At 57.0% G+C, this 14,652-nt stretch carries 19 protein-coding genes; 12 read left to right on the top strand and 7 right to left on the bottom strand.

Features of this window, described 5'->3' with window-relative positions:
* Positions 1–7: 7 nt before the first annotated feature.
* Genes ulaC through ABLU78_RS13205 form a run of 4 tightly spaced genes read left to right on the top strand, consistent with a single transcriptional unit; the run spans position 8 to position 2,694 of the window.
* Positions 8–475: a PTS ascorbate transporter subunit IIA gene (ulaC, locus tag ABLU78_RS13220; RefSeq protein ID WP_048229723.1), complete on the top strand. Its 468-nt coding sequence runs from the start codon at positions 8–10 to the stop codon at positions 473–475.
* A 15-nt stretch (positions 476–490) separates the two neighbouring features.
* A complete protein-coding gene (gene ulaD, locus ABLU78_RS13215; RefSeq protein ID WP_080968072.1) occupies positions 491–1,144 on the top strand; it encodes a 3-keto-L-gulonate-6-phosphate decarboxylase UlaD in 654 nt (217 codons plus the stop codon).
* A 9-nt stretch (positions 1,145–1,153) separates the two neighbouring features.
* Positions 1,154–2,008: an L-ribulose-5-phosphate 3-epimerase gene (locus ABLU78_RS13210; protein ID WP_032713524.1), complete on the top strand. Its 855-nt coding sequence runs from the start codon at positions 1,154–1,156 to the stop codon at positions 2,006–2,008.
* Entirely contained in the window at positions 2,008–2,694 is a 687-nt protein-coding gene (locus ABLU78_RS13205) for an L-ribulose-5-phosphate 4-epimerase (RefSeq protein ID WP_032713526.1), read from the top strand. Before ABLU78_RS13210 ends, ABLU78_RS13205 begins: the two co-directional genes overlap by 1 nt.
* 61 nt (positions 2,695–2,755) lie before the next feature.
* On the opposite strand, the gene ABLU78_RS13200 is transcribed toward ABLU78_RS13205, so the two are convergent.
* Entirely contained in the window at positions 2,756–3,949 is a 1,194-nt protein-coding gene (locus ABLU78_RS13200; protein ID WP_048229722.1) for an MFS transporter, read from the bottom strand.
* A 147-nt stretch (positions 3,950–4,096) separates the two neighbouring features.
* Positions 4,097–4,372 carry a DUF1471 domain-containing protein gene (locus tag ABLU78_RS13195; protein ID WP_020079809.1) on the bottom strand — a complete coding sequence of 92 codons (276 nt, stop codon included), beginning with the start codon at positions 4,370–4,372 and terminating at the stop codon, positions 4,097–4,099.
* Positions 4,373–4,711: 339 nt separating this feature from the next.
* Here ABLU78_RS13195 and rpsF point away from each other — a divergent pair, with 339 nt between their 5' ends.
* From rpsF to ABLU78_RS13170, 5 genes are all read left to right on the top strand, one after another.
* Entirely contained in the window at positions 4,712–5,107 is a 396-nt protein-coding gene (gene rpsF, locus ABLU78_RS13190) for a 30S ribosomal protein S6 (RefSeq protein WP_004098001.1), read from the top strand.
* 5 nt (positions 5,108–5,112) lie between these two features.
* A complete protein-coding gene (priB, locus tag ABLU78_RS13185; protein WP_015704181.1) occupies positions 5,113–5,427 on the top strand; it encodes a primosomal replication protein N in 315 nt (104 codons plus the stop codon).
* 4 nt (positions 5,428–5,431) lie between these two features.
* Complete coding sequence (gene rpsR / locus ABLU78_RS13180; protein ID WP_000135199.1) at positions 5,432–5,659, top strand: 30S ribosomal protein S18; 228 nt, start codon at positions 5,432–5,434, stop codon at positions 5,657–5,659.
* A gap of 41 nt (positions 5,660–5,700) precedes the next feature.
* Complete coding sequence (gene rplI / locus ABLU78_RS13175) at positions 5,701–6,150, top strand: 50S ribosomal protein L9 (RefSeq protein WP_015368607.1); 450 nt, start codon at positions 5,701–5,703, stop codon at positions 6,148–6,150.
* Positions 6,151–6,295: 145 nt separating this feature from the next.
* Positions 6,296–7,231, top strand: coding sequence for a DMT family transporter (locus ABLU78_RS13170; protein ID WP_048229720.1), 936 nt, complete (start codon positions 6,296–6,298; stop codon positions 7,229–7,231).
* A gap of 32 nt (positions 7,232–7,263) precedes the next feature.
* Here the strand turns inward: ABLU78_RS13170 and ABLU78_RS13165 are convergent, their stop codons facing one another.
* Complete coding sequence (locus tag ABLU78_RS13165) at positions 7,264–7,935, bottom strand: LysM-like peptidoglycan-binding domain-containing protein (RefSeq protein ID WP_048229719.1); 672 nt, start codon at positions 7,933–7,935, stop codon at positions 7,264–7,266.
* Positions 7,936–8,144: 209 nt separating this feature from the next.
* Here ABLU78_RS13165 and fklB point away from each other — a divergent pair, with 209 nt between their 5' ends.
* Both fklB and cycA read left to right on the top strand, forming a co-directional pair.
* On the top strand, positions 8,145–8,765 hold the full coding sequence (gene fklB, locus ABLU78_RS13160; protein ID WP_002886687.1) for an FKBP-type peptidyl-prolyl cis-trans isomerase: 621 nt from the start codon (positions 8,145–8,147) through the stop codon (positions 8,763–8,765).
* 307 nt (positions 8,766–9,072) lie between these two features.
* Positions 9,073–10,476, top strand: coding sequence for a D-serine/D-alanine/glycine transporter (gene cycA, locus ABLU78_RS13155; RefSeq protein ID WP_015368603.1), 1,404 nt, complete (start codon positions 9,073–9,075; stop codon positions 10,474–10,476).
* A gap of 64 nt (positions 10,477–10,540) precedes the next feature.
* Here the strand turns inward: cycA and ytfE are convergent, their stop codons facing one another.
* The 4 genes from ytfE to ABLU78_RS13135 form a co-directional block, all read right to left on the bottom strand.
* The gene (ytfE, locus tag ABLU78_RS13150; RefSeq protein WP_015704183.1) at positions 10,541–11,206 is read right to left on the bottom strand and encodes an iron-sulfur cluster repair protein YtfE; all 666 of its coding nucleotides are present in this window, start codon (positions 11,204–11,206) and stop codon (positions 10,541–10,543) included.
* 82 nt (positions 11,207–11,288) lie between these two features.
* The gene (locus tag ABLU78_RS13145) at positions 11,289–12,263 is read right to left on the bottom strand and encodes a DMT family transporter (RefSeq protein WP_047079376.1); all 975 of its coding nucleotides are present in this window, start codon (positions 12,261–12,263) and stop codon (positions 11,289–11,291) included.
* Positions 12,264–12,339: 76 nt separating this feature from the next.
* Positions 12,340–13,164, bottom strand: a complete 825-nt coding sequence (locus ABLU78_RS13140) for an AraC family transcriptional regulator (RefSeq protein WP_015368600.1) — start codon at positions 13,162–13,164, stop codon at positions 12,340–12,342.
* 80 nt (positions 13,165–13,244) lie between these two features.
* Positions 13,245–14,093 (bottom strand): SDR family oxidoreductase, encoded by an 849-nt coding sequence (locus ABLU78_RS13135; RefSeq protein ID WP_015704185.1) that lies wholly within the window; start codon positions 14,091–14,093, stop codon positions 13,245–13,247.
* A gap of 89 nt (positions 14,094–14,182) precedes the next feature.
* Here ABLU78_RS13135 and ABLU78_RS13130 point away from each other — a divergent pair, with 89 nt between their 5' ends.
* The gene (locus tag ABLU78_RS13130) at positions 14,183–14,554 is read left to right on the top strand and encodes a helix-turn-helix domain-containing protein (RefSeq protein ID WP_015704186.1); all 372 of its coding nucleotides are present in this window, start codon (positions 14,183–14,185) and stop codon (positions 14,552–14,554) included.
* The last annotated feature ends 98 nt before the right edge of the window (positions 14,555–14,652 follow it).

Raw genomic sequence — 14,652 nt, 5'->3', positions numbered from 1 at the left:
AGCCGCCATGAAACTTCATGATTCTCTGGCGCAGAACCACTCCATACGCCTGCAGGCGGAGGCGGAAAGCTGGCAGGAGGCGGTGAAAATCGGCGTCGATCTGCTGGTGGCCGCCGACGTAGTGGAACCGCGTTACTACCAGGCGATCCTCGATGGCGTCGCTCAGCATGGCCCCTATTTTGTTATCGCGCCGGGGCTGGCGATGCCGCACGGCCGTCCGGAAGAGGGCGTTAAGAAAACCGGCTTTGCGCTGGTGACGCTCAAAAAACCGCTAATTTTCAATCACGAAGATAACGACCCGGTCGACATTCTGATCACCATGGCGGCAGTTGACGCCACCACCCACCAGGAGGTGGGCATCATGCAGATCGTTAACCTGTTTAATGACGAAGCCAATTTCGACCGTTTACGCGCCTGCCGCACCGAGCAGGAAGTGCTGGATTTAATTGAAAACGCCACTGCGGCGGCTGTTTAAGAGGGAGTTGATACGATGTCTCAGTTACCAATGTTGCAGGTTGCGCTGGATAACCAAACCCTGTCTCACGCCTATGAGACCACCCGGCTGATCGCCGAAGAGGTGGATATCATTGAAGTCGGCACTATTCTCTGCGTCGGTGAAGGGGTGCGCGCGGTGCGCGATCTGAAAGCGCTGTATCCGCATAAAATCGTGCTGGCGGATGCCAAAATCGCCGATGCCGGTAAAATCCTGTCGCGGATGTGCTTTGAAGCCAACGCCGACTGGGTGACCGTGATCTGCTGCGCCGATATCAACACCGCCAAAGGGGCGCTGGATGTCGCCAAAGAGTTCAATGGCGACGTACAAATTGAACTGACCGGCTTCTGGACCTGGGAGCAGGCGCAGGCGTGGCGTGATGCGGGTATTCAGCAGGTGGTCTATCACCGCAGCCGCGACGCGCAGGCCGCGGGCGTGGCGTGGAGCGAGGTGGATATCAGCGCGATTAAGCGCCTTTCCGATATGGGCTTCAAAGTCACCGTGACCGGCGGACTGGCGCTGGAAGACCTGCCGCTGTTCGCCGGTATCCCTATTCACGTCTTTATTGCCGGGCGCAGCATCCGCGATGCCGCCTCGCCGGTGGAAGCGGCTCACCAGTTTAAACGCTCTATCGCCCAGCTGTGGGGTTAAGGAGCGGTTATGTTGTCGAAACAAATTCCGCTCGGTATCTATGAAAAAGCGCTCCCCGCCGGGGAGTGCTGGCTGGAGCGGTTACAGCTGGCGAAAGCGCTGGGTTTTGATTTTGTTGAAATGTCGCTTGATGAAACCGATGCCCGTCTCGCCCGGCTGGACTGGAGCCAGGAGCAGCGCCTCGCGCTGGTCAAGGCGGTAGCCGAAACCGGCGTCCGGGTACCATCGATGTGCCTTAGCGCCCATCGTCGTTTTCCGCTCGGCAGCGAAGATGACGCGGTGCGCAAGCAGGGGCTGGACATCATGCGTAAAGCCATTCAGCTGGCGCAGGATGTGGGGATTCGGGTGATCCAACTGGCGGGCTACGATGTTTATTATCAGCAGGCGAATGATGAAACGCGCCGCCGTTTTCGTGAAGGCCTGAAAGAGAGCGTCGAAATGGCCAGCCGGGCTCAGGTCACGCTGGCGATGGAAATCATGGACTATCCGCTGATGAACTCGATCAGTAAGGCGCTGGGTTATGCCCACTACCTGAATAATCCGTGGTTCCAGCTTTATCCGGATATTGGCAATCTGTCGGCGTGGGATAACGACGTACAGATGGAATTGCAGGCCGGCATGGGGCATATCGTGGCGGTACATGTCAAAGATACGAAGCCCGGCGTCTTTAAAAACGTGCCGTTTGGTGAAGGGGTCGTCGATTTTGAACGTTGCTTCGAAACGCTCAAGCAGACAGGCTACTGCGGTCCGTATCTGATTGAGATGTGGAGCGAAACCACCGATGACCCGTCGGCGGAAGTCGCGAAAGCCCGTGACTGGGTGAAGGCGCGGATGGCCCGCGCAGGCCTGACGGAGGCAGCATAATGCAGCAGCTTAAACAGCAGGTATTTGCAGCTAATATGGATCTGCCGCGCTACGGGCTGGTGACCTTTACCTGGGGCAACGTCAGCGCAATCGACCGGCAACGTGGGCTGGTGGTGATTAAGCCCAGCGGCGTAGCCTACGAGTCAATGGCCGTCGATGATATGGTGGTGGTCGATTTGCAGGGCAACGTGGTGGAAGGGCGCTGGCGTCCCTCTTCTGATACCGCTACCCACCTTGCGTTATACCGCCGTTATTCCGGCCTTGGCGGGGTGGTGCATACCCACTCGACGCACGCTACCGCCTGGGCGCAGGCGGGGCTGGCAATCCCGGCGCTCGGCACCACCCACGCGGACTACTTCTTCGGTGATATCCCCTGCACCCGGGCGCTCAGCGCACAGGAGGTGGAAGAGGCCTATGAGCTGAACACCGGGAAGGTGATTATCGAAACGCTGGGCGAGGCCAACCCGTTACATACGCCGGGAATTGTGGTGTATCAGCACGGACCTTTCTCCTGGGGGAAAGATGCCCACGAGGCGGTGCACAATGCGGTGGTGATGGAAGAAGTGGCGCGAATGGCGTGGATCGCCCGCGGCATTAATCCGCAGCTACAGCCCATCGACAGCTGGCTAATGGAGAAACATTTTCTGCGTAAACACGGGCCTGACGCCTACTACGGGCAGAAGTAAGCTACGCGCTCCGGGGCTTTCACCTCAGGGTGAAGCAACTGGTCTGGCCCCGGAGCCGTTTTTAACCCTGACGATAGGCCGATGGCATACAGCGCATGCCGATGAGCGTCAGCAGACAGATAACCGCGCCGGCGTAAAACGTCGATGCGGCGCCGAAGCTTTCCCAGAGTATCCCCGCACCGGTACTGGCCAGCAGCAGCGCCAGCCCGCTCATCAGGTTGAACATGCCGAATGCCGTACCGCGTAGTTCCGGCGGCGCGGTATGCGCAACCATGGCCGCCAGTAGGCCTTGAGTCATCCCCATGTGAATCCCCCACAGCGCGACGCCGATCAGCAGCGTGCTCCAGTGGCCGCTGAGCGCCAGCACGATATCGGCGAGGATCAGCACCAGCAGCCCCCATTGCAGCAGTTTACTGTGGCTCATGCTGTCAGAGAGCTTACCGAACGGGTAAGCCGTGAGGCTGTAGACCAGGTTCATCGCGACCATGACCAGCGGAATAGTAAACAGCGGGATCTCCATCTGCTGGGCGCGCAGCACCAAAAAAGCTTCGCTGAAGCGGGAGAGGGTGAAGATACTGCCGATCGCCACCACCCACCAGTAAGCGGCAGAGAGCTTTTTCAGGTTTTCGCGCTTCAGCGGATTGCTACGTTTGTGCGCGATGGCGGATTTCGGCTCCTGCAGGCCAAAGCCCAGTAGAGCAATGGATAGTACGGCGGGAATGACCGCCACCCAGAAGATAGCGTGAAAATCGTTGGCCCAGATGAACATCAGCAGCACCGCCAGCAGCGGGCCGAGAAAGGCGCCGACGGTATCCAGCGCCTGGCGTAACCCGTAGGCAGCGCCACGGATCTCCGGCGGTGTTACGTCGGCGACCAGCGCATCGCGCGGCGCTCCGCGGATACCTTTTCCGACGCGGTCGATCATGCGGGCGCTAAATACCACCCCGGCGCTCGGCGCGATGGCAAACAGCGGTTTACTCAGCGCCCCCAGCCCGTAGCCAAGCAGCGCCAGCCCTTTGCGTTTGCCAACGTAGTCGCTAATGACGCCGGAGAAGACTTTGAGAATTAAGGCGGTGGCTTCGGCTAGCCCTTCGATAAGACCGATAATAATGACGCTGGCGCCGAGCGTGGTGGCCATAAACAGCGGGAGCAGGCTGTGGATCATCTCGGAGGAGACATCCATTAGCAGGCTGACGCCGCCGAGCACCCAAACTCCTTTCGGGATGCGACCTAACGTCGCGAAACGCGGGACCATCAATCACTCCTGATTAACAAACGGTGAATTGATGATTAAATCAGGTTGCGATGACGCTGGTAAGTCAGTTTGGAAAATAATTCTCAATTGCGTTTACATCGGCTATCGCTTCGCCCCTCGTGAGGAGAGGCGAAGCATCGACCTGGGTTAGCGGTAAATAGCGGCGCTGGCATGAATAAGGCCATTGCTCTGCGGTTCGTGAATCAGGATTGGCTGGAAGTACTTCGCTCCCAGGGCATCGCTTTCCTGGTTCAGGGCCTGGTCGGCCTCTTGCTCGCTAGCCATATTATGGTTGATATAAATTACGCCCAGACTCTGCACATCGTCCATGTTGCGAGCCTGACGCCCATCGATTTTGATGGCTGCCAGCGCGTTGGCGCTAAGGAGTAGCGCAGCCATAACGGCGATGATAATGCTTTTCATAGAACGCTCCTTACTGACAGTACGGGTAAAACGCTGGACTCCTCTTGCTGGTGTCTGGCCATTGATTAAATTGTAATCGCTGGCGCGTCGCCTGATAGCGACCTTTTCTGATGCAGTTGTTCAAAAAAATGCCGCGTTCGTTATTGGTTAATTTTAAATCACCCACTTAGCCCAGCTTGGCGCTTAGTGCGAATTATTTGTGCAAATGCGCTTGTGTTCCTGGGGGGGCGCAATTAGAATGACGCGTCAATTTTTCAGCCGCCCTTTAACACGTTCCTTGCCTCCATGGGCCGCGGCTGACCCAGACAGGAGGCTGAATAATCCGTAAGGAGCAATTCGATGCGTCATTACGAAATCGTTTTTATGGTCCATCCTGACCAGAGCGAACAGGTTCCGGGCATGATCGAACGTTACACTGGTGCAATCACTGCAGCAGAAGGTACGATCCACCGTCTGGAAGACTGGGGCCGCCGTCAGCTGGCTTATCCGATCAACAAACTGCACAAAGCTCACTACGTTCTGCTGAACGTTGAAGCGCCGCAGGAAGCGATCGATGAGCTGGAAACTAACTTCCGCTTCAACGACGCCGTTATCCGCAGCATGGTAATGCGTACTAAGCACGCTGTTACCGAAGCATCTCCGATGGTTAAAGCGAAAGACGAGCGCCGTGAGCGTCGTGAAGATTTCGCTAACGAAACCGCAGATGATTCTGAAGCTGGGGATTCTGAAGAGTAATCCTGATGACCAACCGTCTGGTGTTGTCCGGCACCGTGTGCAGGATGCCCCTTCGAAAGGTCAGTCCGTCAGGAATTCCTCATTGCCAGTTCGTGCTTGAGCATCGTTCTGTGCAGGAGGAAGCCGGTTTTCACCGGCAGGCGTGGTGCCAAATGCCCGTTATTATTAGCGGACACGAGAACCAGGCCATTACTCACAGTATAACGGTCGGTAGCGCAGTCACCGTTCAAGGGTTCATTAGTTGCCATAAGGCAAAGAACGGCTTGAGTAAAATGGTTCTGCATGCCGAGCAGATTGAATTGATAGATTCTGGAGACTAGCCATATGGCACGTTATTTCCGTCGTCGCAAGTTCTGCCGTTTCACCGCGGAAGGCGTTCAAGAGATCGACTATAAAGATATCGCTACGCTGAAAAACTACATCACCGAAAGCGGTAAGATTGTCCCAAGCCGTATCACCGGTACCCGTGCAAAATATCAGCGTCAGCTGGCTCGCGCTATCAAACGCGCACGCTACCTGTCCCTGCTGCCGTACACTGATCGTCATCAGTAATCGGTCACGGTCCATTAATACGACTTTGAGAGGATAAGGTAATGCAAGTTATTCTGCTTGATAAAGTAGCAAACCTGGGTAGCCTGGGTGATCAGGTAAACGTTAAAGCGGGCTATGCTCGTAACTTCCTGGTACCACAGGGTAAAGCTGTTCCAGCTACCAAGAAAAACGTTGAGTTCTTCGAAGCGCGCCGCGCTGAACTGGAAGCCAAACTGGCTGACGTTCTGGCCGCTGCTAACGCACGTGCTGAAGCAATCAACGCACTGGGCACCGTTACCATCGCGTCCAAATCTGGCGACGAAGGTAAACTGTTCGGTTCCATCGGTACTCGCGACATCGCTGACGCTGTTTCTGCAGCTGGCGTTGCCGTTGCGAAGAGCGAAGTTCGCCTGCCGAACGGCGTTCTGCGCACCACCGGTGAGCACGAAGTAGACTTCCAGGTTCACAGCGAAGTCTTCGCTAAACTGGTTGTTAACGTTGTAGCTGAGTAATTTTTTACTCAACTCACGTCGATGCGCCGGCCTTGTGCCGGCGTTTTGCTTTTTAGCGCCAGCCTGATTTTTATCTGGTATGGTAGCTATTCTCTCCACTTTCTGGATGATAAAATAAAACACGATTTTATTTCCGGTAAAGTTAATGGACGCTTCCTTTCCGACCCCCTCGATTTTTGCCAATAAAAAAGTAGCTTATGTCTGCGCGACCCTATGCTGTCTGCTGTGGGGCAGTTCTTATCCGGCGATTAAAAACGGCTATGAGCTTCTGCACATCGCCACCGATGATGTTCCCTCAAAAATTGTTTTTGCCGGATATCGCTTCCTGTTTGCGGGCTTATTGTTGCTGCTGTTTGCGCTCGCGCAGCGCAAACCCATCGCCCGGCTCAATGGCCGCCAGTGCGGGCAGCTGGTGATGCTGGGGCTGACGCAGACCGCTATCCAGTACGCCTTCTTCTACGTTGGCCTGGCATTCACCACCGGAGTGAAGGGATCGATTATGAATGCCACCGGGACGTTCTTCAGCGTTCTGCTGGCGCATTTTATCTACCAGAATGACCGGCTCAGCTATAACAAAACTATCGGCTGTGTGCTGGGCTTCGTCGGCGTGATGTTGGTGAACTTCAACACCTCATTGGGCGATTTTAATTTTGTCTGGCAGGGGGATGGATTTGTCGTGCTGGCGGCGTTCATCCTCTCGGCGGCGACGCTCTACGGCAAACGCATCTCGCAAACCGTCGACCCAACGGTGATGACCGGCTGGCAACTGGCCTTCGGCGGCCTGGTGCTGGTGGCGGGCGGGTATTTGACCGGCGGGGAGCTACGGATGCACAGCCTGACCGCAGCGATGATCCTTGGCTATTTAACTCTGCTGTCGTCGATAGCTTTCGCACTATGGAGCGTGCTGCTCAAGCACAACCGCGTCAGTATGATTGCGCCGTTTAACTTTGTTATCCCGGTGGCCGGGACGGTGCTGTCGGCGATCTTTCTTGGCGAGAATATTTTTGAGTGGAAGTACGCGATCGCACTGGTGTTGGTATGCGTAGGGATCCGCTGGGTGAACAAAAACCAGGCGCGTTAGGCCGGGTGTTCGACCCGACCTAAGCGAAGTGTTTATCGCGCGCGCACGAAGCTGCCGTTCGACTGGCGGGTGAACAGCACCTGCTGGCCGTTGCCGGTATCGATAGTGAGGCCGGTGACGACGCCGTTGGCGTTCTGGCGAATTTGCACCGTTTGTCCACTTTGCAAGGTGCTTAATGGTTTGCCGGCGCCTTCGACCTGCGCCATGGCATAGACGTCAGTGGCTGGCAGTCCGTGGTCGCGGAACAGCTGCGCCAGCGTTTTGCCGGATTCAATCCGGTAGGTGCGCCACTGCTGTTCGATGCCCGGAGCAGACTGCTGCTGCGCCGGTTGTTGATACGGCTGAGAAGAGGAAGACGTTTGCGGCTGGTCAGGCTGTTCATCCTGAATGGCTTCAGGCGCCACAGGCGCAACCTGGTCGGCATCGCTGACCGTCGGCGTATTGGTAATTGGCGGAAGCGGCACAGCCTGATTGCCCGAACCTTGCGGCTGAGACTGGGACTGCAGATCGAGATTAGCTTCGCGGCTGGCCTGGGTCGGCGAGCTGTTATCGCCGGAGGGGAGCAGGAAACCAATAATGACCAGCAGGAAGCCGGCGATGATGCCGCGGCGATGCATGGGCGGTAGCGGATCCATGAGACGAAGTTGATCCGGGGCGTGCCAGATCTTCGCCAGGGTAGATGTCAATTCAAAGCGCCCGGGCATGGCTTTCCTCCTGCTCCGCATATTTTTATCCTGCTTATGAGTATAGACGGCTAACGTCCTGAAGGTAGAGGTTAACCTGATATCGCCTATTGTTTCTGTTTCGCTGAGATTTGTCATCATCCGCCGACAAAGTTTTACCCATTCCTCTATGGCTGTTATGCTTTCGAACGCTTTTCTCAAGATGTTTATCACCCAAAAAAGGAACAAAGATGGCAACCCCGACTTTTGACACTATCGAAGCGCAGGCAAGTTACGGTATCGGCTTGCAGGTTGGACAACAACTGAGCGAATCCGGCCTGCAGGGGCTGCTGCCGGAAGCGCTGGTTGCCGGCATTGCCGATGCGCTGGAAGGTAATCAGCCGCAGGTGCCGGTTGAAGCCGTACACCGCGCGCTGCGTGAAATCCATGAACGCGCTGACGCCGTGCGTCGCGAGCGCTTCCAGGCGATGGCCGCTGATGGCCAGAAATACCTCGATGAAAACCGTGAAAAAGAAGGCGTGAACAGCACTGAATCCGGCCTGCAGTTCCGCGTCCTGACGCAGGGCGAAGGCCCGATCCCGGCGCGCACCGACCGCGTACGCGTTCACTACACCGGCAAACTTATCGACGGTACCGTGTTCGATAGCTCCGTGGCCCGCGGCGAACCGGCTGAATTCCCGGTGACCGGCGTGATCGGCGGCTGGATCGAAGCGCTGACCCTGATGCCGGTAGGTTCCAAATGGGAACTGACTATTCCGCACAACCTGGCTTATGGCGAGCGCGGCGCGGGTGCTTCTATCCCGCCATTCAGCACCCTCATCTTTGAAGTTGAGCTGCTGGACATTATTTAAGCACCAGGGGCTTCCTCTCCTGTCAGGGGGAGGGAGCCAATAAAAGCAGTGTAAAATCCTTAAGTTATAAATTTATTGGAATTTTGTATTGCATATAAGTTCGTTGAGTGTATTTTTGTGAGCTGTTTCGCGTTACATTGGTGATATAACACTCACTTTAAACATAAAATTAACATTATATCTAAATCATAGTATTCATCCCTCCGATTCTTACCTAATATCGATAAACCCTCTTGCCAGGGTTGCGACAAATGACAGGCCAACAGAGCCTGAACAACACAGACAGGTACAACAGGAAGAAAATCACATGGTAGATCAGGTCAAAGTCGTTGCCGACGAGCAGGAGACGACTGAACAATCGCTACGGCGAAATCTCACTAACCGGCATATTCAGCTTATTGCTATCGGCGGGGCGATCGGCACCGGGCTGTTTATGGGGTCTGGCAAGACCATCAGTCTCGCCGGGCCATCCATTATTTTTGTTTATATGATCATCGGTTTTATGCTGTTTTTCGTCATGCGTGCCATGGGCGAATTACTGCTGTCGAACCTCGAATATAAATCATTCAGTGACTTCGCCTCCGACCTGTTAGGGCCGTGGGCGGGGTATTTTACCGGCTGGACCTACTGGTTCTGTTGGGTGGTCACCGGGATGGCGGACGTTGTCGCCATCACCGCCTACGCGCAGTTCTGGTTCCCCGGGCTTTCTGACTGGGTCGCTTCGTTAGCGGTTATCCTGCTGCTGCTGGGCCTGAACCTCGCTACCGTGAAGATGTTTGGCGAAATGGAGTTCTGGTTCGCGATGATCAAAATCGTCGCCATCGTGGCGCTGATCGTGGTCGGCCTGGTGATGGTGATGATGCACTTTAAATCGCCGACCGGCGTTGAAGCTTCATTCGCGCATCTGTGGAATGACGGCGGCTGGTTCCCGAAAGGCCTCAGCGGTTTCTTTGCCGGCTTCCAGATAGCGGTATTCGCCTTCGTGGGGATTGAGCTGGTGGGTACCACCGCGGCGGAAACCAAAGACCCGGAAAAATCGCTGCCGCGGGCGATCAACTCCATCCCGCTGCGTATCATTATGTTCTACGTCTTCGCGCTGATTGTGATTATGTCGGTGACGCCGTGGAGCTCCGTCGTGCCGAGCAAGAGCCCGTTCGTTGAGCTGTTTGTTCTGGTCGGCCTGCCGGCTGCCGCCAGCCTGATCAACTTCGTGGTACTGACTTCCGCCGCCTCTTCCGCTAACAGCGGAGTGTTCTCTACCAGCCGTATGCTGTTCGGTCTGGCGCAGGAAGGCCAGGCGCCGAAAATGTTCGCCAAGCTGTCTAAACGCGCGGTACCGGCGAAGGGCTTAACCTTCTCCTGCATGTGCCTGCTGGGCGGCGTGGTGATGCTGATGGTCAACCCGAGCGTGATTGCCGCGTTCACCATGATCACCACGGTGTCGGCGATTCTGTTCATGTTCGTCTGGACCATTATCCTCTGCTCTTACCTGGTCTATCGTAAAAAGCGTCCGCAGCTGCACGAGAAGTCCATCTATAAGATGCCGCTGGGTAAAGTGATGTGCTGGGTGTGCATGGCCTTCTTCGTCTTCGTACTGGTGCTGTTGACGCTGGAAGATGATACTCGCGAAGCGCTGATGGTTACCCCGCTGTGGTTTGTTCTGCTGGGCGCGGGCTGGCTGTTTGCCGGTAAAAAACGTCTGGCGAAATAAAAAAGGCCACCCGGAGTGGCCAATAAACTGACAATGTCGAGAGGGCGCCTGCGGGCGCCTTTTTTTATGGTTTTCCGGCGAGGGCACGCGGGAACAGCACGTTATTTTCCAGACTGATGTGCTCCATCAGGTCGTCAATCATCTCGTTAATGCCGTTGTACATCGCTTTCCAGGTGGTGCAGGCTTCCGGCGGCGGTGTCACGTTATGGGTGATGTGCTTGATGACTTCCAACAGTTCGCCCGCTTCGTCGTGCTCGCTTTCCATCACGCTGATAGGACCACCGGCCTGGGTTCCCATCCCCTGCTTGATCATCGGGAACAGGATCTGCTCCTCTTTCATCATGTGGCTGGAGAGTTCCTGGTGCAGCATGGTCAGATATTTGGTTAGTCCTTTTGGCACGTTCGGCTTATCGGCGTGGACGCGTTCAACCTTGGTTGCCTGCAGAATCAGTTCCGGCAGCTGTTCGCGGTGACGATCATGATAGCGAACGATGATGTGGTCGATGATGTCGGTGAACGGCGCGGCGCGCCAGTCGCGCTCGATCGGCTGCTCGGCCAGTTTTGTCAGCTCGGCTTCAATCGCCGCGACGTCCAGTGCTTTGCGCGCCGCCGCGCGATCCAGGGTTTGTTTGCCGCCGCAGCAGTAATCCATATCGTATTTACGGAACAGCGCGGAGGCGCGCGGGATGCTCAGCGCCAGCTCGCCTAAAGGTTGGTCACGGAAAGCCATAGCAATTACCTCGTCATCAAGAATATAAGATGCATATTAAATGCATCTTTAATCCATGGGAATACCCCTTTAGGATACCAGGCTATTTTTTTGGCTCGACGCGCAGTTCCTGCAGAACCGGTTTTTCCGGGCGGGCGCGAACCGCCGACACCACGCCGAGCACCAGCAGCAGGATCCCGCTCAGCGTCAGCAGCGGCGGCAGGCTCTGGCGTAGCAGGAAGGTGTACAGCAGACCAGCCAGCGTCTCGAAGACGATCAGCGGCCCGAGGATCACCGTCGGCAGACGCTGGCTGGCGACGTTCCAGCACAGCGCGCCCACCCACGAGCAGAGTACGGCAATCGCCAGCATCAGCGCGATGAATACAGCCGGGCGCGGGCCGAAGGGGAGCGGGAAGTCGCTATGCTGGCCCTGTAGCCACCCGCAGGCGGCGATATAACCGACCAGCGAGACCGGCAGGGTGACCAACGCCTGCGCGGTGGCCCACATCATCGGCGGCTTATCCGGGTTTTCACGCAACCAGCGGGCGTTGCGCAGGGCATACCACGCCCAGCAGACGACGGCGATCAGCGCGAGAACAATGCCCGAACCATAGCGCCACGGGCTGAAATCAGGAAGCCCGTGCTGCAGCTCCGCCACGTTGACGCATACCAGCCCCAGCGCAATACAGATTAGCGCCGGAAATAGCCGCCGCCACGGCAGCTTGCCATCGCGCTGGCTATACAGCAGGTTGGCGCACACCGGCAGTACTACCGGCAGGGTGCCGATAATCATTGTCGATACCGGCGCGCCGGTGCGCTGAATGGCGCTGGCCAGACAGAAGTAATAGATCAGGTTCCCCATCATGGTCAGCGCCAGCGCGGTCCACCAATCCTTGCCGTTCAGCTGCCGCAGACGCGCGCGGCCGAGCCACGCCAGCGGCAGGGCGATAAGTCCCAGCGCCAGATAGCGCCCCATCGACTGCAGCACCGCCGGATATTCCGGCACCAGCAACGGGCCAACGAAAATCAGCCCCCACATTAACCCCGCCAGCAGGGCATACAACACGCCGCTAATCATGATGACATCCATCTTCAGTTTGCTTGCGCCAAGTGTAGGAGGGTACGAGGGAAAGAATATTGTATGAGATTGCGCTTTAGCGCCCGGCGACCTGCTTTTGGTAACGCACCGGTGTGATGCCGTAGCGACGGGTGAAGGCGCGGGTTAAATGTGACTGGTCGGTTAACCCGGCGGCAATGGCCACTTCGGCGGCAGGCATGCCGTGGGTCAGAAACGCCTTGGCGCGCCACAGGCGAATCGCCATCAGCATCTGGTGCGGGGTAACGTGAAAGTGGGCTTTAAACTGGCGCTGGAAGTGATAGGGGCTGAGCGCTGCCACCTGCGCCAGTTCATCAAGGCTGACGGCGCGCATATAGTTATCGTGCAGGTAGTCGCGTACCCGATCGAAGCGGTGCGCCGCTTCCGGCGCCATTGGCGCATGGTGAGCCAGCGGGCGGAAGGTATCAACCAGGTCGAGCAGTATCCCCTGCTGCGCCAGCGGATCGTCTGCGTGCCACAGGCCGTAAATCAGTTGGCCGATTTGCCGGGCACGCTGCGGCTCCTGGCGCACGACCTCACTGAACCACCAGTGGCGAACGCCGGTGAAGGCTTCCAGCCGATCCGGCTCCAGATAAATCATCCGGTAGCGCCAGCCTTCGGCGGTTTCCGCCTCGCCGGTATGGAGCTCATCCGGATTCATGGTGACGATGGAATTGGCTGAAGCGACGTGCTGGCTGCCACGATAGCGAAAGCGTTCGGCGCCTTGTTCAATCACGCCGATGCCGAAGGCTTCGTGGGTATGCGGTTCAAAGGCATAACGGGAAATATGGGCGTGATAGAGCTCAACGCCGGGAAGTTGTTCGAGATGGCGAAAGCGCGCGCGGTCTTTTTCATCGCTAAATTGTGGTGGTACGCCCTGCATGCCGTGTCTCCCGACGATTCATCCCTTCAATATTAGAGATGAAGCGCCGGGACGCAACCGCAAAAACTGACAGGGAGCGGTTAAATGATGCCTTTTACGCTATCGGCAAGCGACGTGGTCGGGCGGCCAATCAGTTTGCTCAGAGTGCGGCTGTCGTCAAACAGTCCGCCTTTCGACGCGCCGGTATCGGAATCCGCCAGCATATCGGCAAGCCCGGCCGGCAGGCCGACGTTTTTCAGCGCGGCGGCGAAATCGGCTTCGCTGAGGTTTTGATAAACCACATTTTTCCCGCTTTGCTTGCTCAGCTCTGCAGCCAGTTCGCTCAGGGTCCAGGCGTTGTCCCCCGCCAGTTCGTAAACTTTCCCGGCATGACCCTCACCGGCAATAACGTGAGCGGCGGCGGCGGCATAATCGGCACGGGTGGCGGAGGCGATTTTACCCTCCCCGGCGGCGCCGATAAACACGCCGTGTTCCAGCGCCGGCGGCGCGCTGGCCAGATAGTTTTCGGTATACCAGCCGTTACGCAGCAGCGCGTAAGGAATACCGGAATCAGCCAGCATTTGTTCGGTTTCGATATGTTCACCGGCCAGGCCCAGCGGTGAGGTATCGGCATGCAGCAGGCTGGTATAGGCGATAAATTTCACCCCAGCGGCTTTGGCGGCGTTAATGACGTTACGGTGCTGGACGGCGCGCTGGCCGACTTCGCTGGAGGAGATTAATAGCAGTTTATCAACCCCTTGCAACGCGGCGGTAAGGGCGGCTTCATCGCCGTACTCGGCCTGCCGCACAGTGACGCCCTGCTGGCTGAGCGCTTGCGCTTTCGCCGGGTTGCGGACAATCGCCACAATCTGGCTGGCGGGGACGGTTTTTAACAGATCATGCAGTACGTGCTGGCCAAGCTGGCCGGTGGCGCCGGTAATCGCGATCATAGGTCTTCTCCTTCGTGTTCATTGGCAGTTGTGGTAAGCTAACACCTTAACTAACTTTTAGTAAGTACGTACAAAAAGGTAAGTATAAAATGGCCGAACCGACGCTGAGCGACAAACTGCGCAACGGGAATCTGTTTGCTGAACAGTGCCCGTCGCGTGATGTGCTAAAACACGTGACCAGCCGCTGGGGCGTGTTGATTCTGGTGGCGCTACGCGAGGGGACCCACCGCTTTAGCGATCTGCGGCGCAAAATGGGCGGCGTCAGCGAAAAGATGCTGGCGCAGTCCTTACAGGCGCTGGAACAGGATGGCTTTATCGACCGTGTTTCATATCCGGTGGTGCCGCCGCATGTTGAATATAGCCTGACGCCGCTCGGCCTGCAGGTGAGCGAGAAGGTGGCGGCGCTGGCGGACTGGATCGAGCTGAATCTCCCCGCGGTGCTGGCTAACCACGGGGAGTGAAAATGTATCACTCCCTGTAACCCCGGATAGCGGCTGGCGCCTTATCCGGGCTACCGGCCAGCTCCGCTTTGTAGCCCCGGTAAGCGCAGCGCCACCGG

It is taken from the genome of Klebsiella sp. JN_Kp122, from assembly GCF_040062085.1.
Lineage (GTDB): Bacteria > Pseudomonadota > Gammaproteobacteria > Enterobacterales > Enterobacteriaceae > Klebsiella > Klebsiella aerogenes.
This window is presented reverse-complemented; position numbering and strand designations above follow the sequence as displayed.

What these genes read in the sequence shown, in the direction of transcription:
- ABLU78_RS13170 (WP_048229720.1), top strand. Translation starts at nt 6,296, where the DNA reads ATGGACGCTTCCTTTCCGACCCCCTCGATTTTTGCCAATAAAAAAGTA.
- ABLU78_RS13140 (WP_015368600.1), bottom strand. Translation starts at nt 13,164, where the DNA reads ATGCAGGGCGTACCACCACAATTTAGCGATGAAAAAGACCGCGCGCGC.
- rpsR (WP_000135199.1), top strand. Translation starts at nt 5,432, where the DNA reads ATGGCACGTTATTTCCGTCGTCGCAAGTTCTGCCGTTTCACCGCGGAA.
- ABLU78_RS13210 (WP_032713524.1), top strand. Translation starts at nt 1,154, where the DNA reads ATGTTGTCGAAACAAATTCCGCTCGGTATCTATGAAAAAGCGCTCCCC.
- rpsF (WP_004098001.1), top strand. Translation starts at nt 4,712, where the DNA reads ATGCGTCATTACGAAATCGTTTTTATGGTCCATCCTGACCAGAGCGAA.
- ABLU78_RS13200 (WP_048229722.1), bottom strand. Translation starts at nt 3,949, where the DNA reads ATGGTCCCGCGTTTCGCGACGTTAGGTCGCATCCCGAAAGGAGTTTGG.
- ulaD (WP_080968072.1), top strand. Translation starts at nt 491, where the DNA reads ATGTCTCAGTTACCAATGTTGCAGGTTGCGCTGGATAACCAAACCCTG.
- rplI (WP_015368607.1), top strand. Translation starts at nt 5,701, where the DNA reads ATGCAAGTTATTCTGCTTGATAAAGTAGCAAACCTGGGTAGCCTGGGT.
- ytfE (WP_015704183.1), bottom strand. Translation starts at nt 11,206, where the DNA reads ATGGCTTTCCGTGACCAACCTTTAGGCGAGCTGGCGCTGAGCATCCCG.
- fklB (WP_002886687.1), top strand. Translation starts at nt 8,145, where the DNA reads ATGGCAACCCCGACTTTTGACACTATCGAAGCGCAGGCAAGTTACGGT.
- ABLU78_RS13205 (WP_032713526.1), top strand. Translation starts at nt 2,008, where the DNA reads ATGCAGCAGCTTAAACAGCAGGTATTTGCAGCTAATATGGATCTGCCG.
- ABLU78_RS13195 (WP_020079809.1), bottom strand. Translation starts at nt 4,372, where the DNA reads ATGAAAAGCATTATCATCGCCGTTATGGCTGCGCTACTCCTTAGCGCC.
- ABLU78_RS13130 (WP_015704186.1), top strand. Translation starts at nt 14,183, where the DNA reads ATGGCCGAACCGACGCTGAGCGACAAACTGCGCAACGGGAATCTGTTT.
- priB (WP_015704181.1), top strand. Translation starts at nt 5,113, where the DNA reads ATGACCAACCGTCTGGTGTTGTCCGGCACCGTGTGCAGGATGCCCCTT.
- ABLU78_RS13145 (WP_047079376.1), bottom strand. Translation starts at nt 12,263, where the DNA reads ATGATTAGCGGCGTGTTGTATGCCCTGCTGGCGGGGTTAATGTGGGGG.
- ulaC (WP_048229723.1), top strand. Translation starts at nt 8, where the DNA reads ATGAAACTTCATGATTCTCTGGCGCAGAACCACTCCATACGCCTGCAG.
- ABLU78_RS13135 (WP_015704185.1), bottom strand. Translation starts at nt 14,093, where the DNA reads ATGATCGCGATTACCGGCGCCACCGGCCAGCTTGGCCAGCACGTACTG.
- ABLU78_RS13165 (WP_048229719.1), bottom strand. Translation starts at nt 7,935, where the DNA reads ATGCCCGGGCGCTTTGAATTGACATCTACCCTGGCGAAGATCTGGCAC.
- cycA (WP_015368603.1), top strand. Translation starts at nt 9,073, where the DNA reads ATGGTAGATCAGGTCAAAGTCGTTGCCGACGAGCAGGAGACGACTGAA.